This is a genomic window from Streptomyces sp. NPDC005576, assembly GCF_042871745.1.
Taxonomy (GTDB): Bacteria; Actinomycetota; Actinomycetes; order Streptomycetales; family Streptomycetaceae; genus Streptomyces.
In genome coordinates, this window is the sequence record NZ_JBIAJC010000020.1 from 1 (window position 1) to 22,226 (window position 22,226).

The 22,226-nt window shown below is 72.9% G+C and carries 20 protein-coding genes and 2 pseudogenes; 10 read left to right on the plus strand and 12 right to left on the minus strand.

Annotated elements, in window-relative coordinates:
* Window positions 1-111: 111 nt before the first annotated feature.
* A complete protein-coding gene (soxR, locus tag ACFYPN_RS29340; RefSeq protein WP_389302406.1) occupies window positions 112-591 on the minus strand; it encodes a redox-sensitive transcriptional activator SoxR in 480 nt (159 codons plus the stop codon).
* A gap of 118 nt (window positions 592-709) precedes the next feature.
* On the opposite strand from soxR, the gene ACFYPN_RS29345 reads away from it, so the two are divergent.
* Window positions 710-1,171, plus strand: coding sequence for a MaoC family dehydratase (locus tag ACFYPN_RS29345; protein ID WP_327174914.1), 462 nt, complete (start codon window positions 710-712; stop codon window positions 1,169-1,171).
* An 85-nt stretch (window positions 1,172-1,256) separates the two neighbouring features.
* On the opposite strand, the gene ACFYPN_RS29350 is transcribed toward ACFYPN_RS29345, so the two are convergent.
* From ACFYPN_RS29350 to ACFYPN_RS29360, 3 genes are all read right to left on the minus strand, one after another.
* The gene (locus ACFYPN_RS29350; protein ID WP_358762051.1) at window positions 1,257-1,880 is read right to left on the minus strand and encodes a TetR/AcrR family transcriptional regulator; all 624 of its coding nucleotides are present in this window, start codon (window positions 1,878-1,880) and stop codon (window positions 1,257-1,259) included.
* Between the two features lie 208 nt (window positions 1,881-2,088).
* Complete coding sequence (locus ACFYPN_RS29355) at window positions 2,089-2,379, minus strand: YiaA/YiaB family inner membrane protein (RefSeq protein ID WP_358761952.1); 291 nt, start codon at window positions 2,377-2,379, stop codon at window positions 2,089-2,091.
* A gap of 94 nt (window positions 2,380-2,473) precedes the next feature.
* Window positions 2,474-3,625 carry an acyl-CoA dehydrogenase family protein gene (locus tag ACFYPN_RS29360; protein ID WP_358761950.1) on the minus strand — a complete coding sequence of 384 codons (1,152 nt, stop codon included), beginning with the start codon at window positions 3,623-3,625 and terminating at the stop codon, window positions 2,474-2,476.
* A gap of 217 nt (window positions 3,626-3,842) precedes the next feature.
* Between ACFYPN_RS29360 and ACFYPN_RS29365 the strand changes: the two genes are divergently transcribed.
* From ACFYPN_RS29365 to ACFYPN_RS29385, 5 genes and pseudogenes are all read left to right on the plus strand, one after another.
* Entirely contained in the window at window positions 3,843-4,514 is a 672-nt protein-coding gene (locus tag ACFYPN_RS29365; protein ID WP_358761948.1) for a TetR/AcrR family transcriptional regulator, read from the plus strand.
* 80 nt (window positions 4,515-4,594) lie between these two features.
* Window positions 4,595-5,578: a DMT family transporter gene (locus tag ACFYPN_RS29370; protein WP_358761946.1), complete on the plus strand. Its 984-nt coding sequence runs from the start codon at window positions 4,595-4,597 to the stop codon at window positions 5,576-5,578.
* A complete protein-coding gene (gene ppk2, locus ACFYPN_RS29375; RefSeq protein WP_358761944.1) occupies window positions 5,544-6,602 on the plus strand; it encodes a polyphosphate kinase 2 in 1,059 nt (352 codons plus the stop codon). Before ACFYPN_RS29370 ends, ppk2 begins: the two co-directional genes overlap by 35 nt.
* Window positions 6,603-6,779: 177 nt before the next feature.
* Window positions 6,780-7,085, plus strand: a pseudogene (locus ACFYPN_RS29380) (PhoD-like phosphatase N-terminal domain-containing protein); the annotation flags it as partial.
* Between the two features lie 167 nt (window positions 7,086-7,252).
* Complete coding sequence (locus ACFYPN_RS29385) at window positions 7,253-7,423, plus strand: hypothetical protein (protein WP_389302413.1); 171 nt, start codon at window positions 7,253-7,255, stop codon at window positions 7,421-7,423.
* 79 nt (window positions 7,424-7,502) lie between these two features.
* Here the strand turns inward: ACFYPN_RS29385 and ACFYPN_RS29390 are convergent, their stop codons facing one another.
* The 5 genes from ACFYPN_RS29390 to ACFYPN_RS29410 all read right to left on the minus strand — a co-directional run bounded on the left by ACFYPN_RS29390 (window position 7,503) and on the right by ACFYPN_RS29410 (window position 15,218).
* Window positions 7,503-8,582, minus strand: coding sequence for a Zn-dependent alcohol dehydrogenase (locus ACFYPN_RS29390; RefSeq protein WP_358761942.1), 1,080 nt, complete (start codon window positions 8,580-8,582; stop codon window positions 7,503-7,505).
* An 81-nt stretch (window positions 8,583-8,663) separates the two neighbouring features.
* Window positions 8,664-10,058, minus strand: a complete 1,395-nt coding sequence (locus tag ACFYPN_RS29395; protein ID WP_358761940.1) for an aldehyde dehydrogenase family protein — start codon at window positions 10,056-10,058, stop codon at window positions 8,664-8,666.
* A 457-nt stretch (window positions 10,059-10,515) separates the two neighbouring features.
* Window positions 10,516-11,952: an ABC transporter ATP-binding protein gene (locus ACFYPN_RS29400; RefSeq protein WP_358761938.1), complete on the minus strand. Its 1,437-nt coding sequence runs from the start codon at window positions 11,950-11,952 to the stop codon at window positions 10,516-10,518.
* 305 nt (window positions 11,953-12,257) lie between these two features.
* Window positions 12,258-14,438, minus strand: coding sequence for a molybdopterin-dependent oxidoreductase (locus tag ACFYPN_RS29405; protein ID WP_358761936.1), 2,181 nt, complete (start codon window positions 14,436-14,438; stop codon window positions 12,258-12,260).
* A gap of 168 nt (window positions 14,439-14,606) precedes the next feature.
* Complete coding sequence (locus ACFYPN_RS29410) at window positions 14,607-15,218, minus strand: TetR/AcrR family transcriptional regulator (protein WP_358761918.1); 612 nt, start codon at window positions 15,216-15,218, stop codon at window positions 14,607-14,609.
* 227 nt (window positions 15,219-15,445) lie between these two features.
* Here ACFYPN_RS29410 and hmgA point away from each other — a divergent pair, with 227 nt between their 5' ends.
* Entirely contained in the window at window positions 15,446-16,828 is a 1,383-nt protein-coding gene (gene hmgA, locus ACFYPN_RS29415) for a homogentisate 1,2-dioxygenase (RefSeq protein ID WP_389302418.1), read from the plus strand.
* 112 nt (window positions 16,829-16,940) lie between these two features.
* Window positions 16,941-17,795, plus strand: a complete 855-nt coding sequence (locus ACFYPN_RS29420; RefSeq protein WP_358761914.1) for a GntR family transcriptional regulator — start codon at window positions 16,941-16,943, stop codon at window positions 17,793-17,795.
* Between the two features lie 72 nt (window positions 17,796-17,867).
* Here the strand turns inward: ACFYPN_RS29420 and ACFYPN_RS29425 are convergent.
* Window positions 17,868-18,185: pseudogene (locus tag ACFYPN_RS29425) on the minus strand (IS110 family transposase); the annotation flags it as partial.
* Between the two features lie 371 nt (window positions 18,186-18,556).
* Here ACFYPN_RS29425 and ACFYPN_RS29430 point away from each other — a divergent pair.
* Complete coding sequence (locus ACFYPN_RS29430; RefSeq protein WP_389302421.1) at window positions 18,557-19,912, plus strand: type ISP restriction/modification enzyme; 1,356 nt, start codon at window positions 18,557-18,559, stop codon at window positions 19,910-19,912.
* A gap of 263 nt (window positions 19,913-20,175) precedes the next feature.
* Here the strand turns inward: ACFYPN_RS29430 and ACFYPN_RS29435 are convergent, their stop codons facing one another.
* The gene (locus tag ACFYPN_RS29435; RefSeq protein WP_275494980.1) at window positions 20,176-20,439 is read right to left on the minus strand and encodes a hypothetical protein; all 264 of its coding nucleotides are present in this window, start codon (window positions 20,437-20,439) and stop codon (window positions 20,176-20,178) included.
* Window positions 20,440-20,730: 291 nt separating this feature from the next.
* Between ACFYPN_RS29435 and ACFYPN_RS29440 the strand changes: the two genes are divergently transcribed.
* Window positions 20,731-21,825 carry a DUF5925 domain-containing protein gene (locus ACFYPN_RS29440; protein WP_389302427.1) on the plus strand — a complete coding sequence of 365 codons (1,095 nt, stop codon included), beginning with the start codon at window positions 20,731-20,733 and terminating at the stop codon, window positions 21,823-21,825.
* A 4-nt stretch (window positions 21,826-21,829) separates the two neighbouring features.
* On the opposite strand, the gene ACFYPN_RS29445 is transcribed toward ACFYPN_RS29440, so the two are convergent.
* A complete protein-coding gene (locus ACFYPN_RS29445) occupies window positions 21,830-22,204 on the minus strand; it encodes a GntR family transcriptional regulator (protein WP_358761909.1) in 375 nt (124 codons plus the stop codon).
* Window positions 22,205-22,226 lie beyond the last annotated feature (22 nt).

A 22,226-nucleotide genomic window follows, 5' to 3' on the forward strand; every position in this document is an offset into this window, starting at 1 on the left:
ACGAATTCCGACCGTCACCCTCGCCGCATGAACAGGACCAAAACCCCCGAAACCGACAAAGCAGGCTTGACGAACGACATAGAGGCACCCCCCCGCCCCCGTCCCCGGGCGTCAGTCGCGCGACTCCGGGGCGGTCCGGCGCTCCGGCATCAGTCGGGAACCGGCCATTCGTTCGCCGGAGATGTCGTCCGGATTGGAGAGCACGCAGTTCTCCAGCGAGAGGCAGCCGCAGCCGATGCAGTCGGTCAGATGGTCGCGCAGCCGGCCGAGCTGCGCGATGCGCTCGTCCAGCTCGGCACGCCACACCCCGGAGAGCCGGGCCCAGTCCTCCCGGGTGGGCGTGCGCCCCTCCGGGAGTTCGGCGAGTGCCTCACGGATGGTGGCCAGCGGGATGCCGACCCGTTGGGCCGCGCGCACGAAGGCGACCCGCCGGAGCGCGTCCCTGCCGTAGCGACGCTGGTTGCCGCTGGTGCGGCGGCTGGATATCAGTCCCTTGGACTCGTAGAAGTGCAGGGCGGAGACGGCCGCGCCGCTGCGTGCGGCGAGTTGGCCGACGGTGAGTTCGTGGAGCGAGTGGGGAATCTGGGGCACACCCCGAATTTACTGCGCGCGACCGCGCTCCCCGCTTCGTTGACAGGAGCCGGTGCCCACTCCATGCTGAGCAAGCGCTTAGACATCGAGCAGTGAGCCGGAAGGCAGGACCAGGACCATGGCAGAGCCGAAGATCTTCACCTCCGCACAGGAGCTGCGCGACGGTGTGGGCGAGCAGTTGGGGCACAGCGACTGGCTGGAGATCGACCAGAAGCGGATCGACCAGTTCGCGGAAGCGACCGGCGACCACCAGTGGATCCACGTCGATCCGGAGCGCGCGGCGGCCGGCCCGTTCGGCACGACGATCGCCCACGGGTACCTGACGCTCTCCCTGCTGCCGACACTCGTCCCGCAGGTCATGGCGGTGGAGGGCGCGAAGATGGGCATCAACTACGGCACCAACAAGGTCCGTTTCCCCTCCACGGTCCCGGTCGGTTCCCGGCTGCGGGCGACCGCCGTGCTGAAGTCCGTCGAGGAGGCGGGCGGCGGGGTGCAGATCACGGCGGTCGTCACCGTGGAGCGCGAGGGCGGCGAGAAGCCGGCCTGCGTCGCCGAGTCGGTGTCCCGGTACTACTTCTGAGCGACGGCTCGGATCGGCCCCGGGCGCGCGGCGGTTCCGGCGGAACGCGCGTCCGGCCTCGCGCACCGGGGCCTCGCACCGGGCCCTACTTCGGGGCGCCGACCATGCGCAGCACCAGGTCGACGTAGAGCGCGCCGACCTCCTCGGGCGTGCGGCTGCCCTGGGCGTTGAACCAGCGCGAGACGTCGACGCAGAGCGAGAGCACGGCGAGCGCGGTGCCGGGCACGTCGGGAACGTCGAACTCCCCGGTGGCCACACCGTCCTTGATGATCCGCCGCATCACCGCGTCGGTGCGCCGCCGCAGTTCGATGATCTCGGCACGGTGCTCGTCGCTCAGCGCGTCGAGTTCGTACTGCACCACCCGTGCCGTCGCGAAGCGTTCGGCGTGCCAGTGGACGAAGGCCCGTACGGCCAGGGCGAGCCGGTCCGGGGCGGTGCCTTCGCCGTCGGCGGCCGCCTCCAGCAGGGAGAGCGCGCGGTCGTGGCCGATGCGGCTGATCCGGTGGAGCAGCTCTTCCTTCGTCTTGTAGTGGATGTAGAGGGCCGCGGGGCTCATGCCGGCCCGGCCGGCGATGTCACGGGTGGTCGTCGCGTGGTAGCCGCGTTCGGCGAAGGCCTCGACCGCCGCCACGAGGAGCCGCCGGGCGGCCTCGGGGGTCACTTCGCCCCACGGCGTCTCCTGGCCGTCGGTCTCCTCCGCCGTACCCATCGTCACGCGCCCCTCTCCGTCCACCGGACGAACACCATACCCCGACCCTGAGCAAGCGCTTAGGATCTCGCCCGCAGGATAGCGCCGCCCGCGCGCACGGGGGAGGTGGGGAGTGGTGGAACGGGTACGCCCCCCGAGATCGCCCGGCTTTCCGGGGACATCGAGGGGCGGGGAGGCGTGCGGGCCGGACCCGCGCGTCCGTCGGCGGTCAGATCTTCTGGAAGGGGTCGTGCTCGGCGAGGATCTTCTCCAGCCGCGCCTGGTCGACGCGGCTGACGATCCGGCCCTCCTCCTGGCGGTCACGGATGACCTTGGCGAGGGTGAAGCACGAGGTGACGAGGTAGAGGACGCCGATGGCGAGGAAACCCCGCACCCAGGCGTCCGCGTCGAGGAAGAAGACGCCGATGGCCACGGCGCCCATCGCCACCCCGAAGGAGGCGACGGCCTGGCCGTAGTAGGCGCCGGTGTTCTGCTGCTTGACCGATGTCGTGTCGCTCATGCCCCGAGCTTCCGCCCGCACGGCGGGACGCCGCATCCGTGCCCGTACTCACTCCGTACTCAGGCCCGGTGCGGCGGCCGGGGAGGAGCGGCGGTCAGAAGGCGGAGATCCCGGTCAGCGCGCGGCCGATGATCAGCTTCTGGATCTGGCTGGTGCCCTCGTAGAGCGTCATCACCCGGGCGTCGCGGACCAGTTTGCCCACCGGGTACTCGTCGATGTAGCCGTACCCGCCGAACACCTGGAGGGCGTTGTTGGCGGAGCGGACCGCCGCTTCCGAGGCGAAGAGCTTGGCCTGGGAGGCAGCGGTGGCGAAGGGCTCGCCCCGGTCGACCAGATCGGCGACCCGCCAGGTGAGGAGGCGGGCGGCGTCGACGTCCACGGCGATGTCGCTGATGAGTTCCTGGACCAGCTGGTAGCTCGCGATGGGCTTGCCGAACTGCTGCCGCTCGCCCGCGTAGGCGACCGCCGCGTCCAGCGCCGCCTGCGCGATCCCCACGCACCCGGCGGCCACCGACATGCGTCCCTTGGCCAGCGCGGACATCGCGATCGAGAACCCCTTGCCCTCGGGGCCCATCAGCGCGGACGCGGGGACCCTGACGCCCTCCAGGACCAGTTCGGCGGTGGCCTGGCCCCGCAGGCCGAGCTTGCCGTGGACGGTGTTGCGGCTGAGGCCGGGGGTGTCGGTGGGCACCAGGAAGGCGGAGACACCCTTGTGGCCCGGGGTGTCGTTCGTGCGGGCGAAGAGCAGCACCACGTCGGCCCAGGTGCCGTTGGTGATGAACATCTTGGTGCCGTCGATGACGTAGTCGTCGCCGTCGCGGACGGCCTTCGTCGCCAGGTTCCCCGCGTCCGAACCGGTGCCGGGCTCGGTGAGGCCGAAGCAGCCGATCAGGTCGCCGGCGGTGAGTCCGGGCAGCCAGCGCTGCTTCTGCTCCGCGTCCCCCCAGGAGGCGATGGTCTTGGCGACCAGTCCGAGGGAGACGGAGACGATGCCGCGCACCGAGGAGTCACCGCGGCCCAGCTCCTCGGTGACCAGGCAGTAGGCGAGGTGGTCCCCACCCGAGCCGCCGTACTCCTCGGGCACGGTGAGCCCGAGGAATCCCAGGTCGCCCAGTTTCTTCACGATCGATTTGTCGACACTCTCGGCACGGTCCCAGGCGGCGACGTGCGGGGTGACCTCACGGGTCACGAAGTCCCTGGCCAGCCGGCGGACGGCTTCCTGTTCCTCGATGAGCTCCAGGTTCATCGCGCTTCGCTCCTCCGCGTCGGACAGCGCGCCCGCCGGATCATCGATCCCCCGGGGCGTTAATTAGCACTGCTAGTTTCTTGTCGCAGCCCACTATGTGCCGCACGGCCGGAAGGCGCAAGCCCTCCCGGTCCTCACGTGGACCGCCCCTTCCGTCCCGCCGCCCACACGGGGCGAGGTAGCCGGGCCTCCCGTCGCAGGCCCTACGATGTGCCGCATGGCCCGACCTCGCACCCCCCTCCTGAGCAGAGAACGGATCGTCGAGGCGGCGGGCGCGCTCGTGGACGCGGAGGGTCTCGGCGCCGTCTCCACCCGGCGGCTCGCCGCCGAGCTGGGGGTCAGCGGGCCCTCGCTGTACAACCACTTCCGGAACAAGGACGAGATCCTCGACGCGGTCGCCGACGCGGTGTCCGCCCAGGTCGATCTGGGGATGTTCGACGCGGACGATCCGCGCGACTGGCGCTGCTCCCTGCACGACTGGGCCGTCTCCTACCGCGCCGCGCTCGCGGCGCATCCGCACATCGTGCCGGTCCTGGCCCAGGGCCCCGGGCGGCGGCCCGCCGGGCTGCGGGTGGCCGACGCGGTGTTCGGCGCGATGGTGGACGCGGGCTGGCCGCGCGCCCAGGCCACGTACATCGGGGCGCTGATGCGGTACTTCGTCACCGGTTCCGCGCTGGGCTCCTTCGCGCGGGGTTTCGTGGACGACGAGACGGCTTACGACCCCGCCGACTACCCGCACCTCGGCCAGGCCCACCTCCTCGCCGAGCGGCGCCAGCAGGTGGACGAGGGTGCCTTTGAGACGGGGCTGCGGGCGCTGCTCGACGGGCTCGCACTCCAGTACGCCCAACTGGACCGCACCAGGACCGGCACCCGGCCGCCTTCCCCGTAAGCCGCTGACCTGGCAACCTGCGCACTCCCGCCCGCGACCGTTCGGTGCGGGCCGAACCCCGGGCACCGTACCTTCATCACATGACCACACCGCCCATACCTGCCTCTCCGCCCCGCTCCGGCCCCGACCGGCGGGCCGTCGCCGCCGCCTGTGTCACCGTCCTGCTGTGGGCGACCGCGTTCGTCTCCATCCGCAGCGCGGGGGATGCCTACTCCCCCGGCGCCCTCGCCCTCGGCCGGTTGCTGGCGGGTTCCGTGGTGCTCGTCGCCCTGTTGCTCGTACGCCGCGAGGGGCTGCCGGCACGCGGCGCCTGGCCCGGCATCGTCGTCTCCGGGCTCCTCTGGTTCGGGCTCTACATGGTGGTGCTCAACTGGGGTGAGCAGGAGGTCGACGCGGGGACCGCCGCGATGGTGGTGAACGTCGGACCGATCCTGATCGCGCTGCTCGGCGCGCGGCTGCTGGGCGAAGGGTTGCCGCGCCGGCTGCTCGGGGGCATGGGGGTCTCCTTCGCGGGCGCCGCCGTCGTCGGTCTGTCCATGTCGGGCCACGGCGGTTCCTCGGTGCTCGGGGTGCTGCTCTGCTTCGTCGCCGCCATCGCGTACGCGGCCGGCGTGGTCGCACAGAAGCCGGCGCTCCGGCACGGCTCGCCCCTCCAGGTCACCGCCTTCGGCTGCCTGATCGGCGCGGCGGGGTGCCTTCCGTTCACCGGGGTGCTGGTCCACGAGGCCGCGGACGCCCCACTCTCCGCCACCCTCAACATGATCTACCTGGGCGTCTTCCCGACCGCGCTCGCCTTCACCACCTGGGCGTACGCGCTGGCGCGCACCACGGCGGGCCGGATGGGCGCCACCACCTACGCGGTGCCCGCTCTCGTGGTGCTGATGTCGTGGCTGATGCTCGACGAGGTACCGGCCGCGCTCTCCGTCCTCGGCGGCCTGCTCTGTCTGGCAGGGGTGGCGGTCTCCCGGACCCGTCCGCAGACTGGGCGGACGCGGAAGATCGTGGCGGAGCCGGTGGAGGGAACCCCCGATGGCGTCGAGAAGCAGGAAACCGGGCGGGTCTGAGTCGCGGAGGCGGGCGCGAGCCCGGCAGGCGGGGACCCAGGCGCAGGCACAGCCCCAGGCACAGCCCCAGGCACAGCCCCAGGCGCAGACGCAGGCGGCTCGCGCCGCCCGGTTCGGCGGACCGGACCTGGCGGGTTTCGGGGTCCGCGACCGGGGCGACGACGACCCGGAGCTGGTCACCCCCGAGGGCCACGCCCGGGACGCCTGGCGGGAGGACTACCCGTACCCGGAGAAGCTCGGCCGCAAGGTGTACGACAAGCGCAAGCGGGCCCTCCAGATCGAGCTGATCAAGCTCCAGCACTGGGTGAAGGAGCACGGCGAGCGGCTGGTGATCGTCTTCGAGGGGCGGGACGCCGCGGGCAAGGGCGGCACCATCAAGCGGTTCACCGAGCACCTCAACCCGCGCGGTGCCCGGGTGGTGGCCCTGGAGAAGCCGACCGAACGCGAGCGTTCCCAGTGGTACTTCCAGCGGTACGCGGTGCACCTCCCGACGGCGGGCGAGATCGTCCTCTTCGACCGGTCCTGGTACAACCGGGCCGGGGTGGAGCGGGTGATGGGGTTCTGCACCACCCGCGAGTACCTGGAATTCATGCACCAGGCCCCTGGGTTCGAGCGGATGCTGGTGCGCGACGGCATCCACATCGTGAAGTTCTGGTTCTCGGTCTCCCGCAACGAGCAGCGCAACCGGTTCATGATCCGGCAGATCGACCCGGTCCGCCGCTGGAAGCTGAGCCCGGTCGACCTGGCGTCGCTCGACCAGTGGGACGCGTACACCGAGGCCAAGGAGCTGATGCTCTTCCACACGGACACGGCCGACGCGCCCTGGACGGTGGTGAAGAGCAACGACAAGAAGCGGGCGCGGCTGGAGGCGATGCGGCACGTGCTGGACCGCTTCGACTACCCGGGCAAGGACACGTCCGTGGTCGGCACCCCGGACCCGCTGATCGTCGGGCCGGCGTCCCGGCTCTTCGAAGTGGGCGAGGCGGACGCCCGGTTGCTCGCACCGAGGCCGCCGAAGGCCTGAGAGCCTTTCCGCGGCCGTGTGACTGATCCTCGCGAAGGCGCCCCGCACCACCGGCGGCCCCGTCGGCAGCACCGCCGGAACAACGGTGAGCCACCGGATCGCGACGGCTCGGCGAACTTCTCCCGTTCGTCCACCGGTTGGCCGTACCCGTCAGTAGCGTGTGCGCCCGCGACCACACAACACGTTCCCGCGCCCACCCGTCGTACGGTCGTCAAGGCGGTCGCCGCCACGGCCGTCGCCGTCCCCGTGCTCCTCGGCGCGACCGCCGCCCGGTCCGCCGGCGGACCGGCCTTCCTGCACGGTGTCGCCTCCGGCGATCCGCTCCCCGACGGCGTCCTCCTGTGGACCCGTATCACGCCCTCCCCGGACGCCGTGCCCGGTTCCGGTCTCGGCGCGGACACCGCGGTCGGCTGGGAGACCGCCGAGGACAGGGCCTTCTCCCGGACGGTCGCCTCCGGTACGACGGTCGCCCGGGCCCGGTCCTGCGGTGGCGCACCGCTGTCGGTGGTGAAGGAGTACATCGAGAACCAGAAGCGCCCCGGCTGACCGTTACCGACCAAGGCGCACAGCACACCGGCGCTGCGCGCCTCCGCCCTCGGGATCGAACTCCCTCCCGGCCTGAAGGCCGGGATTCCCTTCGAAGACGAGGGATGGACGGCCACGGCTACGGAGTCCTCGACGGGACCGCCGCGCGCTCGCAGATGGACTACTACGCGGTCTCCGACAAGACCCGTCAGGACGCCACGGCCGCGTGGGTCCGCTCCTACCGCGCCCTCAACGCCACCCAGAAGGTGGAACGGGCCGACGCCCCGGTGCGCTGACCGGACCGCGGGGACCCCACGGGTCCCGCCGCCGGCCGCCCGTGCCCCAGGGGGTACGGGCGGCCGGGTACGGGCGGCCTCAGAAGGTGACCAGGGCCCGGCCGCCCTTTCCGGCGATCATGTTCTCGAAGGCGGCGGGGATGCCGTCGAGCGAGATCCGCTCGGTGACCATCATCGACACGTCGAAGCGGCCCGCGCGGATGTGCTCGGCGAGCACCGGCAGGTCGCGCTCCGGGTCGCTGTTGCCGTACACGCACCCGGTCAGGGAGCGCCCCCAGTGGAAGATCTCCAGGGCGTTGAACGTGACGTCCTGGTCCTTGGCGCCGATGCCGACGACGGTGGTGCGGCCGCCCCTGCGGGTGGACTCCCAGGCGGTACGGATGGTCTGCGCGCGGCCCACGCACTCCACGGCCACGTCCGTGCCCGCCCCGTCGGTGAGCTTGCGGATCTCGCGCGGGGTGGTGGCGGAGGCGACGACGTAATCGGTGGCGCCGGCCAGGCGGGCCAGCTCCTCCTTCTCCGGCGTGACGTCCACCGCGATGATCCGGGAGGCCCCGGCGATGCGCGCCGACTGGAGCACGGCAAGGCCGACCCCGCCGATCCCGAAGACGGCCACCGTCTCCCCCGCGCGCACCCTCGCGGAGTGGTGGACCGCGCCGTAGCCGGTGAGCACCGCGCAGCCGAGGAGGGCCGCGTCGGTGAGCGGGATGCCCGGGGGTGCGGGCAGTACGCAGTTCGCGGCGACGAGGGTCTCCTGTGCGAACGCGGCGACGTTCAGGCCGGGGTGGAGCTCGGTGCCGTCCGCGAGGCGGGCGTGGACGTTCGCGGCGCCCTTCAGCGCGTCGGCGCAGAGCCAGACCTCGCCGAGCCGGCAGGGGTGGCACGTTCCGCAGGAGGGGGCCCAGTTGAGGACGACCGCGTCTCCCGGGACGACGTGGTCGACGCCCTCGCCGACCTCCAGCACGGTGCCCGCGCCTTCGTGGCCGAGTACGCAGGGCACCGGCAGGCGCATGGTGCCGTTGCTCAGGGACAGGTCGGAGTGGCAGACCCCGGCGGCGGCCAGGCTCACCTTCACCTGGCCCGGACCGGTCTCCGGCAGCTCGATGTCGGTGATCTCCAGCGGTGCATGGACGGCGGGCAGTACGGCGGCGCGAACCACGGACGGCTCCTCGTGTGGTGGGCCGGGCCCGGGCGGGGACCGGCGAGGGACTGGGTGTACCGGACGGCACGCGGCCGGAGTTCAGAACTGGAAGGACTTCGTCTGGAGGTACTCGGCGAGACCGTGCGGGCCCAGTTCGCGGCCGACGCCCGACTGCTTGTACCCGCCGAAGGGGGCCAGCGGGTTGAACCGGCCGCCGTTGATGTCGACCTGGCCGGTCTCCATCCGGCGGGCGAAGGCGACGGCCCGCTCGTCGTCGGCCGCCCAGACCGCGCCGGCCAGGCCGTAGACGGTGCCGTTGGCGATCCGGAGGGCGTCCTCCTCGTCCTCGTACCGGAGGATGGAGAGGACGGGGCCGAAGATCTCCTCCTGGGCGATGGTCATGTCCGGGGTGACGTCGGCGAAGACCGTGGGGCGGACGTAATAACCCTCCTCCCGCGGGGAGTCGGGGCCGCCGGCGACGAGCCGGGCGCCTTCCGCGATGCCCTTCTCGATGTAACTCCGCACCCGTTCTTGCTGCTTGGCGTTGACGAGAGGGCCGATCCGCTCCCCGGGCACGTACTTGGCGACGGCCGCACCCGCGAGCGCCACCGCTTCCTCGTACCGCTCCGCGTCCACCAGCATCCGGGTCCACGCGCTGCACGTCTGGCCGGAGTTGGACATCACGTTGGCGACACCGACGCTGACGGCCCTGGTGAGGTCGGCGCCGGGCAGGATCACGTTGGCGGACTTGCCGCCCAGTTCCAGCGCGACGCGCTTGACGGCGCCGCTCGCGGTGGCACCGATCGACCGGCCGACGGCCGTGGAGCCGGTGAAGGAGACCAGGTCCACCCCGGGGTGCTCGGCGAGTGCCTGCCCGGCGACCGGACCGACCCCGGTGACCAGGTTGAAGACGCCGGCCGGAATCCCGGCCTCCTCGGTCGCCTCGGCGAAGATCTGCGCGGTCAGCGGGGTGTCCTCGGCGGGCTTGAGGACGACGGTGCAGCCGGCGGCCAGTGCGGGGGCCACCTTGGCGACGATCTGGTGCAGCGGGTAGTTCCAGGGGGTGATGGCGCCGACGACCCCGACCGGCTCGTGCAGCACGGTGGAGTTGCCGAGTTTCTCCTCGAAGGCGTACGTGGCGGCGAGTTCGGCGTACGAACCGGCCACCAGGACCGGCACGCCCGCGTGCACGGTCTGCGAGAGCCGGAGCGGGGAGCCGAGTTCGGCGGTGATCGTCGTGGCGATCTCCTCCGTGCGGGCCGCGAGGACGTCCCGCAGGGCGGCGAGCCGTGCGGCGCGTTCGGCGGGCGGGGTGGCCGCCCAGCCGGGGAAAGCGGTGCGCGCGGCGCGTACGGCGGCGTCCACGTCGGCGGCCGTGCCCGCGGGCACGTGGGCGATGACCTGCTCGTCGGCCGGGTTCACGACCGCGATGGTGTCGCGGCCCTCGGCGGGCCGCCATGCGCCGCCGATGTACATCCCGTCGTGGGCCTTCATGGGCTGTTCCTCCCGGGCTTGCGGCGCCTGCCCGCGTGCGGGCCGCCCGCTCGTCGTCGCCGGACCGGAACGTCCGACACCTCTCGCGCGACCTGGCCGTCCGTGGCCGGCCGTCCGTACGTGGTCGTCCGTACGTGATCGTCCGTACCCGGCCGTTCGTGCCTGGTCGCCGGAGGACCAAACTAGCGCTGTTAGTTTTTGTGCGCCAGAGCCGGTACGGGCAGGGGCCGGAGACGCGCGTCACGCGGGCGCCGCGCGGGTCGTGGACGGGAGGGGGAAATGCCGACGGGCGGCGCTCTCCGGCTCGGTGCCGGGTCACGCCGCCCTCGGGCGGTACGGGTTGCGGACGGTACGGGTGCGGACGGGGGCATCGCGTGCGGCGCGGCCACGGAGCAGGCCATGCCCCGCCCCGGCCCGTGCACCCCCGTGCTGGCGCTGGTACGTACGGGCGGTCCGCTCAGACGTCCAGCCCCGGCACGTCCCTGGGCAGCGGGCAGATCCGCCGCCCCTGGTGGTCGAAGACGTACAGGTGCGCCAGGTCCACCAGGAGGGGTACCTGGCCGCCGGTGCGCAGCCGCATGTCCGGGCTGGTGCGCACGACGAGGTCGCCGGGGCTGACGGCCGGGCGGTCGGGGCCACTCACGGCGTACCCCTGCCCGTCGCGGGGAGGTTCGCCGAGCGCGACGACCGGTCCGCTGATGTGGCCGGCCTTCTCGCGGAGGCGTTCCAGTACACCGAGGCCACCGCCCCGGGCCCAGGTGGTGCCCTCCCGGCGCCCGCCGCGCGAGGAGTGCCCGGAGTCGCCGCGGGCGGCTCCTCCCGCCCGGCCGCCCGCCGCGCGGCGCCGGCGTGTGGGTGCCTCCGGGCGGGCGGACTCCAGGTCGGGCACCACGGCCGGCTGCGAGCCGGTGCTGAGGTGTACCAGTGCCTCGTGGCCCTGGTACTCCACGTGCTGGACGATGCCGCCGAGCGCCACCTCGCCGGGGCGGGCCTGGCTCGGCGGTGCGATCCGTACGGCCTCGGAGCGCAGTCCGACGATGATCCTGCGGCCCTGCTGGATGCGGAGCAACTGGTGGTCCGTGCTGAGCGGTTCGGGCAGGGCGAGGCGTTGGCGTCCCAGGTCGAGCGACATCCGGCCTTCGAGCGGTGCGTGGACGACGGCCTGGAGGAGGTTGATCCGGGGGGTACCGATGAAGGCGGCGACGAAGACGTTCTCGGGCAGCGCGTACACCTCGCGCGGGGAACTGACCTGCTGGAGCACTCCACCGCGCAGCACGGCGACCCGGTCGCCGAGGGACATCGCCTCGGACTGGTCGTGCGTGACGTAGACGGTGGTGACGCCCAACTCCTTCGTCAGCTGGGCGATTTCGGCGCGCAGGTGGTTGCGGAGCTTGGCATCGAGGTTGGAGAGCGGCTCGTCCATCAGGAAGACCGAGGGGCGGCGGGAGATGGCCCGGCCCATGGCGACGCGCTGGCGTTCACCACCGGAGAGCTGGCCCGGGTAACGGTCGAGGACGCCCTCGATGCCCAGCATCCGCGCGGTGGCCTCGATCTGCTCGGTGTTGTCCTCGCGCGGGTTCTGGAGCTTCAGCGGGAAGCCGATGTTGCCCCGGTTCGTCATGCTCGGGTAGAGGGCGAAGTTCTGGAAGACCATCGCCATGCCCCGTTCGCGGGGCTGGAGATGGGAGGCCGGTTCGCCGTCGAGCAGGATCTCCCCCTCGGTGGCCTCCTCCAGCCCCGCGATCATCCGCAGGACGGTGGACTTGCCGCAGCCCGAGGGGCCGAGCAGCACCACGAACTCACCGGGAGCGATGTCGAGCGAGAAGTGGTCCACTGCACGCGGACCCCGTCCGTACGTCTTGCTGATGTCCTGCAGAGAGATCGCGCGAGTCATGAGGGTTCCGCCCAGGGAAAAGTGATGCGGCTGCACGGTGGGGAGCGGCTGCGTGGCCTGAAGTTAACCCACGGTGCGGGGTGTGTGAATGACTCGCGCGAAGGTTGCGACGACAGTTGCGCACTGGGCCGCAAGTGCCACGTACGGTTCCGGTTGTCGCAATCTTTTCGGTCTGGGATCAGGGGAGTTGACGACTGCGCCCGGCGGCGGGGGCGGCGTCGGCGACGGGGTGTCCACGCCACCCGACGCACTGCCCGCCGCCCCTTCCGTTCAGCCGTCGACTCGCCGCCGTCACCGCGGCCCCGTCACCGTGCCGCCGTCACCATGACGGGGAAGCCGTTGAGGACGGCGGTCCCCGAGAGGGGGTCGAGGAGGGTGCCGTCGAGCAACTGGTTGACGTTGGCACCCGGTCGGGCGGCGGCGACCGCGATCCGGGTGCCGGGGCGGCCGTGCCCCCAGCCGTGCGGCAGGCTCACCACTCCGGCGCGGACCGTGTCGGTGATCTCGGCCGGTGCCTCGATCGCGCCCCCGGCCGCTTCGATCCGGGCGGTCGCGCCGTCCGTGAGGCCGATCCGGTGCGCGTCCTCGGGGTGGATCTGGAGGGTGCAGGTGTTCGTTCCGCCGGCCAGCGCCGGGATGTTGTGCATCCAGCTGTTGTTGGAGCGCAGGTGGCGGCGGCCCACCAGGACCAGCGGGGCCGGGGTGTCGCCGAGCGCCGCCCGCAGTCGCCCGAGGTCGGCGGCGAGCGGTTCCGGGAGGAGTTCGATCCGCCCGCTGCGGGTCCGGAGGACTTCGGGGAGCCGGGGGCGCAGCGGGCCGAGGTCGATGCCGTGCGGACGGGCGAGCAGGTCGTCCAGGGTGAGGTCGTACGGGCCCAGCCGCAGCATCAGGTCGAGCCGGCGTTCGGGGCCCGTGGTGCCCGAGAGCTGCCCGGCGAGCTCTCCCGGCGCTCCGGCCCGGTCGAGTGCGGCGGTGACGGCGCGTTCGTCGACCGTTTCCGGCGGCGCCCCGTGCATGCCGCCGACGGCGAGGATCAGCCGGGCGAGGATCTCGCTCTCGTCGAGGGCCCCTTCGTCCAGCGGTACGGCCGGGCGGGTGTAGCGGACCTGGTTGCGCACGGCGAGGGTGTTCAGGGCGAAGTCGAAGTGGGCGGAGCGGGAGGGTGGCGGCGGGGGCAGGACGACGTCGGCGTGACGGGAGGTCTCGTTGAGGTACGGATCGACGCTGACCATGAAGTCGAGCCCGTCGGTGAGCGCGCGGTCGAGCCGGTCGCCGTCCGGGGCGGAGAGCACCGGGTTGGAGGCGAGCACCACGAGGGCGCGGATGCGGCCCTCGCCGGGGGTGTCGATCTCCTCCGCCAGGGCCGCCATGGGGAGTTCGCCCTTGGCCTCGGGGTGTCCGGAGACCCTGCTGCGCCAGCGGCCGAGGGCGAAGCCCTTGCCGGGGCCGGCCGGGCGCGGGGCGCGCGCGGTGGCGGCGAGCGGGAAGAGGGCGCCGCCGGGGCGGTCGAGGTTGCCGGTGAGGATGTTGAGGACGTCCACCAGCCAGCTGGCGAGGGTGCCGTGCGCGACGGTGCAGCTGCCGATGCGCGCGTAGACGGCGGCGGTCGGCGCGGCGGCGAGTTCTCGCGCGACGGTGCGGATGGTGGCCGGGGCCAGGTCGCAGGGTCCGGCGACCGCCTCCGGGGTGAAGTCCGCCAGTGCGTCGCCGAGCCGGTCGAGTCCGTCCAGGTGTCCGGCGAGCGCTCCGGGGGCGGCGAGCTTCTCCTCGACGAGTACGTGGGCGAGTGCGGCGAGGAGCAGGGCGTCCGCGCCGGGCCGGATCGCGAGGTGGCGTCCGGCGAGCTTGGCCGTACGGGTGCGGCGCGGGTCGACGACGGTGAGCGTGCCGCCCCGGGCGAGCAGCGCCTTGAGCCGGCCGGGGAAGTCGGGCGCGGTGCAGAGACTCCCGTTGGATTCCATCGGGTTGGCGCCGATGAGCAGCAGATGGCCGGTGCGGTCGAGATCGGGTACCGGGATGGCGTTGGCGTCGCCGAAGAGCAGCCCGCTGGAGACGTGCTTGGGCATCTGGTCGAGGGTGCTGGCGCTGAAGACGTTGCGGGTGCGCAACGCGGCGACGAGGAGGGGCGGGTAGAGGCCGCCGGCCATGGTGTGGACGTTGGGGTTGCCGAGGACGAGCCCGGCGCTCTGCGGTCCGTGGGCGCCGGTGACCGCGCGGAAGCGGGCGGCGATGGTGTCGAAGGCTTCCTCCCAGGTCGCCTCGCGCAGTTCGCCCCCGCGGCGGACGAGCGGGGTGCGGAGCCGGTCGGGGTCGGCGTCGAGACCGCCGAAGGCGGCCCCCTTGGGGCAGATGAAGCCCCTGCTGAAGACGTCCTCACGGTCCCCGCGCACTCCGGTGACGGTGGTCCCCTCGATGGTGAGGGTCAGCCCGCAGGTGGCCTCGCAGAGCGGGCAGATGCGAAGTGTGGTACGGGAGTTGGCGGACACGGGGCCTCCCCGGGGAGCGACTGGGTCAGCGTGAGCATACCGACCGGTACGCATGCCGGGGAGCCCCCGGACGCGGCCCGTGCCCGGCACCGGCCGGTGAGGCCCTGGGCGCGGGCCCCGGGAGCGGCCTGTGCCCGGCGCCGCCGGCGGGAGCCGGCTGCGCCGCCGTCAGTCGAGCACCCGCGCGAGGTAGGCGTGGAGCAGCACCCGGATCTCCGCGACGATCGCCGGATCGCCGGACGGATCTGCGCGGAAAGCGAGTTGGAGGGTGGCGTCGGCCGCCTCCACGCCGACCAGGATGGCTCGCCGCAGGTCTTCGTCCGGGCTGCCGCCGAGGTGCCCCGCGAGGAGTCCGGCGAGCCGGTCCGCCAGCCGGTGGTTCGCCTGGTGCTGCGGGTCGTCGTCGTGCGCGGCGGCCCCGAAGTCGACCTGGGCGAAGCCGGGAACCGCACGCCGCATCGCCAGGTACTCGTCGAGTACGACGTCGATCGCACCCCGCCAGTCGGCCGCGGGGACGGCTGCGAGCCGGGCGGTCAGGTTCTCGGTGTAGTGGTTGAGGTTGCGCACCGCGAGCGCGTCGACCAGGGCGCGCTTGTTGGGGAAGAAGCGGTAGACGGAGCCGATGGGCACGTCGGCGCGGACGGCGACGGCACGGGTGGACAGTTCCTCGAAGCCGGCTTCGTCGAGGAGCGCGGCGCAGGCGTCGAGTATCCGGGTGAGCCGTTCGGCAGAGCGCTGCTGGACGGGGGTGCGGCGCAGGTTCGGTTTCGGGTGGGCCACGGCCCCATCATGCCGTCCGTGCGCGCGGGGCGGCCCGGGCAGGCGGCCCGGACCGGGCGCGGGAGCCGCCCGGCGCCGTGCGGGTGCATCCGGAACCCCCGGGTGCGCGGCGATGGACGTTGACGCGCTCCTTCCCCATTCCTACGGTGGTCCATAGGATTCACTCTCCACGGTTCCCGCGCGTCCCCGAGGGCCGCGGGGCCCGTCTCTCCACCGGGAGCAGCGGTATGAACGGTACGGACGGCACGCGGCACTTGGACGACGGGCGCGGTACGGGGGGCGCCGGAGGCAGCGGTGCCGCGGGGGCACCGGGCGGACCCGGCGGGCCGCTGGCGTACTCCACCGGTTTCGGCAACGAGCACAGCTCCGAGGCGGTGCCGGGCGCGCTGCCGCACGGGCGCAACTCCCCCCAGCGCGCGCCGCTCGGGCTGTACGCGGAGCAGCTCAGCGGCTCCGCGTTCACCGAGCCCCGCGCCCGTAACCACCGCTCCTGGCTGTACCGGATCCGGCCCTCCGCCGCGCATCCGGCGTTCGTCCGCACCGACAACGGCGCGCTGCGTTCCGCGCCCTTCACCGAGTCCGTGCCCGACCCCAACCGGCTCCGCTGGGACCCGCTGCCCGCCCCCTCCGCCGGTACCGACTTCGTCTCCGGACTCTGGACCCTCGGCGGCAACGGCGACGCGGCCGGCCGCACGGGTATGGCGGTGCACCTCTACAGCGCCAACTCCTCCATGACGGAGCGCGTGTTCAGCGACTCCGACGGTGAACTGCTGATCGTCCCGGAGCAGGGCGCGCTGCTGCTCCGCACCGAACTGGGCCTGTTGCGCGTCGCGCCCGGCGAGGTGGCGCTCGTCCCGCGCGGAGTGCGCTTCCGGGTCGAGCTCCTCGACGCGACCGCCCGCGGATACGTCTGCGAGAACTACGGCAGCCCCTTCCAGCTGCCGGAGTTGGGCCCGATCGGCGCCAACGGCCTCGCCAACGCACGGGACTTCCGCGCCCCGGTCGCGGCCTACGAGGACCGCCGGGGGCCGTTCGAAGTGATCAACAAGTTCTGCGGCAACCTCTGGACGGCGGTGTACGACCACTCCCCGCTGGACGTCGTCGCCTGGCACGGCAGCCACACGCCGTACGTCTACGACCTGCGCCGCTTCAACGTCATCGGCACCATCAGCTACGACCACCCCGACCCGTCGGTCTTCACCGTGCTGACCTCGCCGACCGACACCCCCGGGCTGGCCGACGTCGACTTCGTGGTCTTCGCCCCGCGCTGGCTGGTCGGCGAGGACACGTTCCGGCCGCCCTACTTCCACCGCAATGTGATGAGCGAGTACATGGGGCTGATCGAGGGCGCCTACGACGCGAAGGCGGGTGGTTTCGTGCCGGGCGGTGGCTCACTGCACAACATGATGTCGGCGCACGGCCCGGACCGGGAGACCTTCGACCGGGCGAGCGCGGCGGAGCTGGTGCCGCAGCGGATCGACGACGGGCTGGCGTTCATGTTCGAGACGCGCAGGCCGCTCACACTCACCGCTCAGGCTGCCGACGCCCCCCATCTGCAGCGCGGTTACGACGAGGTGTGGCAGGGTCTGGACAGCAACTTCCGGCCATAGAAGCCATGGACGCACTGTCCGGCCGGCCGTGCGAGGCGGGGCGCCGTACGGGTCGGTGCACCGTACGGGTGCGTCCCGGTGCGAACGAGCGCGTACGAGTCAGGGGGACGGGATGACGGCGGCACGCACGGACGAGGACCCGGCCGATGGGGACGCATCGGCCGCCGGGGAATCGCCTGCCGGAGAGTCGGCCGCCGGGGTGCCGGAGCCGGTCCGGGTGGCTTCCTTCGCGCCGGACTCGCTGGTACTCAACGGGAAGCTCCCGCTCTGGTACCAGGTCTCGCAGTCGCTGCGCGCCTCGATACTCGGCCGCCCGCACGACGCCCCTCCCCGGCTGCCGACCGAGGAGCGGCTCGCCGCGCATTACGGGGTCGGCGTCCTGACCATGCGCCAGGCGCTGAAGGAGCTGGAGTCGGAGGGCCTGATCAGCCGGCGCCGGCGGCACGGCACCTTCATCGAGCCCCGGGCCAGACGGGTCCAGCCGGTACGGGTGCTCGGGTCCGTCGACGCGATCGTGGCCCAGCAGTCGGGCGAGCGGACGACCGTCCTCGGCCACGGGCCCGGCGCCGTGCCCGGCGAGCTGGCGTCCCTTTTCCCGGACTGCGCCGAGGTGGTCGGCTACCGGCGGCTGCGCTGCGACGCGGTGACCGGTGAGCCCGTCAACTGGGCCGAGAACACGGTACGCCCGGAGGTCGCCGCCCGGTTCGACGCCGCCGATCTGGAGCGGTGGCCGATGACGAAGATCCTGCGGGACATGGCGGGGGTCTCCATATCCCGGATCACCGACACCGTGGAGGCCCGGCTCGCCGACCCCACCACCGCCGCGCTGCTGCGGGTGCCACTGCTCAGCCCGATCCTGCACTTCACCGGCGTCACCTACGACGCCGACGGCCGGGTGGTCGACGTGGCCCGCATCCACTACCGGGGCGACCGGTTCTCCTTCTCGGTGACGGTGGACGCTTCCTAATGCTGTTGTCAAACGGCCGTAGTGACTGGCGGTGCTACTTCGTAGCACCGTCGGTCACGGATCAGAGCCCACAGCGTCGCGGGCGTCGGTCTTGCCCTCGCCGCGGTATCCGTCGGAGGCCCGGTTCACCAGGCGGCCGGGGATGTAAAGGACGTCCTGGCCGTGGTTGATCAGCAGGGCCAGCAGCAGTGCGGGCTCGCCGCCGGTCATGTCGATGGCCCAGGTGACCTCACGGCCGCCGGCCAGATCGAGGACGTCACCGATCAGCTTCAGCAGCTCGGGCTCGTCGTGGGCGACCCGTCGCGACAACAGCGTCTTGCCGTCCGCGTCCAGGGCGAGGCCGTGATGGTGGCTCTTGCCGCTGTCGATCCCCGCCCATATCCGGCTCATCTTGCTCCTGACGCGCGTGTTCGTGCAGTTCGTACCACGGACGACCTCGCCGGCATTGCTCTACTCAGCGACTTGTTCGCACTTCCTCATCGGCGGCCGAGTCGTCGTGGGGTGCCGGGCGGCGAAGCGTTGGAAGCCACGAGACGGCAGCCGACTGATAGCCCCACCCAGCACCCCTGGGCGACCCAACCCTACGAATGGCTCGATCAACCCGACCAAGACGGTAGAGCCGACTGACCCGCTGACTCGGCGGCTCGGGGCGGAGCCGGGCGCTCTCCTGCCGGGCCGCCCGAGGCCCGGTACGGCGCCCCGCCGCCCCGTTACGATGCCGGGAGGGAACGGGCGGACGTGGCGAGCGGGAGGACGACACGGTGGCAGCGGGCAGGGCGGCCGAGGACGCCCGGGGCACGGCGGGTCCGGCCACCGGGGACGGCGGCGGTGTTGGCGCCGGGCCGGGTTCGGGGACCACCGGCCGGGTACCGCGCCAGGATGCCGGCCACCTCACCCTGGACGAGCTGATGCCCTGGTCCGTACGGCCGTTGCGTACCGGCCGGTCCTGGGTCACCGGGCCCGACCCGGTCTCCCTGAAGGCGCGCTGGGAACGGCTGGTACGGGCCGGGGGCGAGGAGCAGAAGCAGCTGTTCCGGCCCAGCCGGTTCCGTACCCCGCACGCTCCGGCCGCCGCACTGCCGGGACGGACCACCTCCACCGGGCGGTTCGCCCGGGACCCGGGGGCGTACCCCGAGCCGGTACGTGTCCAGCACGGGCCGTTCGACGAGCAGTGGCTGATCCCGGACCAGCGGCTGATCGACGCCGCCCGCCCCGAACTCTGGCGGGTGGCCGACGCCCACCAGCTCTTCACCGTCGAACACGGTTGCCTGCCCGGGGACTCGGGCCCCGCCCTGTCGGTGACCGCGCTGCTCCCCGACGGTTACCTGCCCGCCGGTCGCCCCGGACGCGTCCGGCCGCTCTACCGGCGCCCCGGCGGCGCCGAACCCAACCTGACCCCGGGTCTGTGCGCCGCGCTCGGGGCCGCCGGGCTGGGCGGAACGGACGGTCCCGGCACGGACGGCGGTGAGGCGGTGAACCCGGAGTCGCTGCTCGCCTGGACCCTGGTCGCCGCCCGCCCCTCCCCCGCCGGATGCCTCGTCCCGCTCCCCCGCGACGGGGCGCTCTGGTCGGCCGGGGTGGAGCTGGGCCGTGAGCTGCTCCGGCTCCATCTGCGCGGGGCGCGCGGTGGGGAGCGGCCCCGGCTGCCCGGCGGGCGGCGGCCCTACGTGCGGTCCGCCGTGCCGCCCCGGCCCGGCTCGGTGGCGTACGACGCGGGGAGCGGGACGCTGCTGCTCGACGAGGGGCGGATCGCCCCGGTGCCGGCGGGGGCCTGGGAGTACCGGGTGGGCGGCGTACGGATGCTGGAGACGTGGTTCGACCGGCGGGCGGCCGCGTGGGCCGGCCCGGAGCGGGACGGACTCGACGCGATGGGGCCGGCCGGCTGGCCCCGGGAGTGGACCTCGGAGCTGCTGGAGCTGATCACCGTGCTCGCCCTGCTCGACGGTCTCCGTGACCGGCTGCGGGAGATCGCCGGGCGGATCGGTACGGCCCGGACCCTCGGGCGGGAAGAGCTGCGGGCAATCGGGGTGCTGCCGGTTCCGGCGGCGGCGCGGCGCCCGGCGTCGGTGCTCGGCGGGCAGGAGGAGGGGCCGGAGGGGCAGTTCACCCTGCTCTGAGGACCCTCACGACCGGAGCGGCGGGCGCGCGGACCTTACGAGGAGCACTCCTCGGGCCGGGCTCCGTACGCCGTTCGTCCGTGCCGCGCCCGCATGCGGACGGTGCCGCCGTACACCCGGGGAGGAGGGCAGGGCGGGAGGATGGGAAGCGGGAGGGCGGGCGGCAGGACCGCATCAGGACAGAGCGATCTCCCGGGCCGACCCAGGTGGAGGGTCGACCCGGTAACGGCCGGGCCGGTCACGGCGGGGCCGGTGCGGACCGGTCAGTGGCGGCTGCCGAAGAGCGAGCGCCGCAGTCGCCGCAGCGGAGCGAAGAGCGACACACGGGCGCTCTTGCTGCCGCGGGTGTGCGCGGCGTCGCGCGAGGTCAGCTCGCGCATCAGCAGCGTCGCCTCGGCGGTCTCGCGCTGCGGCAGCGCGGGGCCACCGAGCACCGCGAGATGGCGGTCGAGCCGCGAACTGGTCGCACTGCTTCCACATGTGATGGCAGGCACGCGCGGCCTGCTGCGGACCGTTATCTGTTCCATGTCACTCCCCACCCGTACGAGGGCACCCGGTGCGGGCAGGTCAACCCTATCGCTCCGCGACCACACACGCGTATCCCGGGCGCAGGATTACATGCACGCATGCGGGGGTTGACGGTGCGTCACGCTGTTCCCCCGGGTACGGAAGGGACTTGGGTGGTCCGTGTCCCCCCGCGCACGCCCCCGCCGGGCCCCGCCCGCCCCCGTACTCCACCGCGCGGGGGGGGCCGCCCTCGGTGGTGTCCGTCGGTGAAATCCGGTGCGCCGGGCCGCATGGTGCCCGATCATGGGCGCATGTCTGCCAACCTCGAGTCCGCCCTGCCGATCCGGCTCACCGTCGACGACAGTGATTCACCCTCCGACGTCATGGACTCGCTGTTCCTGGGCCGTTTCACGACGGGCGAGCAGCCGTACGCGCACAGTTCGTCCCTGGAGCGCGTCAAGCCGGGCAAGACGCTCATGCCGCCGGGGGCGACGGTGCTGCGGACCGCCCGGGAGGACAGCCGGAGCGCGACCCTCGCGGAGGGCGAGGGCTGGACCCTGCTCGCCCGGCGGTGGAGCAGGGGCGCCGACGTCAACGTGACCGCGACCAGCGCCGAACTCGCCGAACGGGTCCTCAAGGAGGCGACGGACGGTGTCCAGGACGAGCCCGAGCCCCAGCCCGAGGACGTGAGCATGGGCTTCTGGTACGTCTCGCCGCAGCGCGGGCCGCACCGCACCACGCGCCGGATCTCCGCGGGCACCTGGGACGAGGTCCGCTCCAACTACTCGGCGCAGGTGGCCGGGGCGATGGACGGGCTGATGAAGGTCACCCCGGACGACATCTCCGGCCGGCTCCTGCTGCTGCACGGGCCGCCCGGGACCGGGAAGACGTCCGCGCTGCGGACGCTGGCCCGCACCTGGCGCGACTGGTGCCAGGTGGACTGCGTCCTGGACCCGGAACGCCTCTTCAACGACGTCGGCTATCTGATGGACATCGCTATCGGTGAGGACGACGGTACGGAGAAGGCACGGTGGCGGCTCCTGCTCCTGGAGGACTGCGACGAACTCATCAGGGGCGAGGCCAAGCACACCGCGGGCCAGGCCCTGTCCCGGCTGCTCAACCTGACGGACGGCCTGCTCGGGCAGGGCCGGAACGTCCTGGTGGCGGTCACCACCAACGAGGACCTGGAGCGGCTCCATCCGGCGGTCGTCCGGCCCGGCCGCTGCCTCGCACGGATCGAGGTCGGCCCGCTGAGCAGGCCCGAGGCGGTGTCCTGGCTGGGGACCGACGAGGGGATCAGCCGTGACGGGGCGACCCTCGCGGAACTGTTCGCCCTGCGGCGGGGCAGCGGCCCGGCCTCGGTGCCGAAGCAGGGGGCGGGCGCGGAGGCGGGCCTCTACCTCTGAACCCTCAGCCCTCGTACGCCGCCCGCACCGCGTCCTCGGCGAGGGCGAGGGCGGCGGCGCGGGAGAGTCCGAGGCGCCTGGCCTCGTCCGCGTAGCCCTGCGCGGCGGCCGCCGCCCTGCGGTCCGCCGCGTCCCCGGCAGCCGCGACAAGAGTGCCGTTGCGGCCACGGGTCTCGATCACGCCGTCGGCTTCGAGGGCCCGGTACGCCTTCGCCACCGTGTTGGCGGCCAGACCGAGTTCCTCGGCGAGCCCGCGTACGGTCGGCAGCCGGTACCCGACCGGGAGCGCGCCCGAGCGGGCCTGTTCGGAGATCTGCGCGCGCAGTTGCTCGTACGGGGCGGTACCGGCGTCCGGGTCGATCACGATCGTCAGAGTCACGGTGCAGATTCTGCACCTCCCG

Excerpts from the sequence above, each read along its gene's own strand:
- ACFYPN_RS29345 (WP_327174914.1), top strand. The coding sequence starts at position 710 with ATGGCAGAGCCGAAGATCTTCACCTCCGCACAGGAGCTGCGCGACGGT.
- ACFYPN_RS29350 (WP_358762051.1), bottom strand. The coding sequence starts at position 1,880 with ATGGGTACGGCGGAGGAGACCGACGGCCAGGAGACGCCGTGGGGCGAA.
- ACFYPN_RS29355 (WP_358761952.1), bottom strand. The coding sequence starts at position 2,379 with ATGAGCGACACGACATCGGTCAAGCAGCAGAACACCGGCGCCTACTAC.
- ACFYPN_RS29360 (WP_358761950.1), bottom strand. The coding sequence starts at position 3,625 with ATGAACCTGGAGCTCATCGAGGAACAGGAAGCCGTCCGCCGGCTGGCC.
- ACFYPN_RS29365 (WP_358761948.1), top strand. The coding sequence starts at position 3,843 with ATGGCCCGACCTCGCACCCCCCTCCTGAGCAGAGAACGGATCGTCGAG.
- ACFYPN_RS29370 (WP_358761946.1), top strand. The coding sequence starts at position 4,595 with ATGACCACACCGCCCATACCTGCCTCTCCGCCCCGCTCCGGCCCCGAC.
- ppk2 (WP_358761944.1), top strand. The coding sequence starts at position 5,544 with ATGGCGTCGAGAAGCAGGAAACCGGGCGGGTCTGAGTCGCGGAGGCGG.
- ACFYPN_RS29385 (WP_389302413.1), top strand. The coding sequence starts at position 7,253 with ATGGACGGCCACGGCTACGGAGTCCTCGACGGGACCGCCGCGCGCTCG.
- ACFYPN_RS29395 (WP_358761940.1), bottom strand. The coding sequence starts at position 10,058 with ATGAAGGCCCACGACGGGATGTACATCGGCGGCGCATGGCGGCCCGCC.
- ACFYPN_RS29400 (WP_358761938.1), bottom strand. The coding sequence starts at position 11,952 with ATGACTCGCGCGATCTCTCTGCAGGACATCAGCAAGACGTACGGACGG.
- hmgA (WP_389302418.1), top strand. The coding sequence starts at position 15,446 with ATGAACGGTACGGACGGCACGCGGCACTTGGACGACGGGCGCGGTACG.
- ACFYPN_RS29420 (WP_358761914.1), top strand. The coding sequence starts at position 16,941 with ATGACGGCGGCACGCACGGACGAGGACCCGGCCGATGGGGACGCATCG.
- ACFYPN_RS29435 (WP_275494980.1), bottom strand. The coding sequence starts at position 20,439 with ATGGAACAGATAACGGTCCGCAGCAGGCCGCGCGTGCCTGCCATCACA.
- ACFYPN_RS29440 (WP_389302427.1), top strand. The coding sequence starts at position 20,731 with ATGTCTGCCAACCTCGAGTCCGCCCTGCCGATCCGGCTCACCGTCGAC.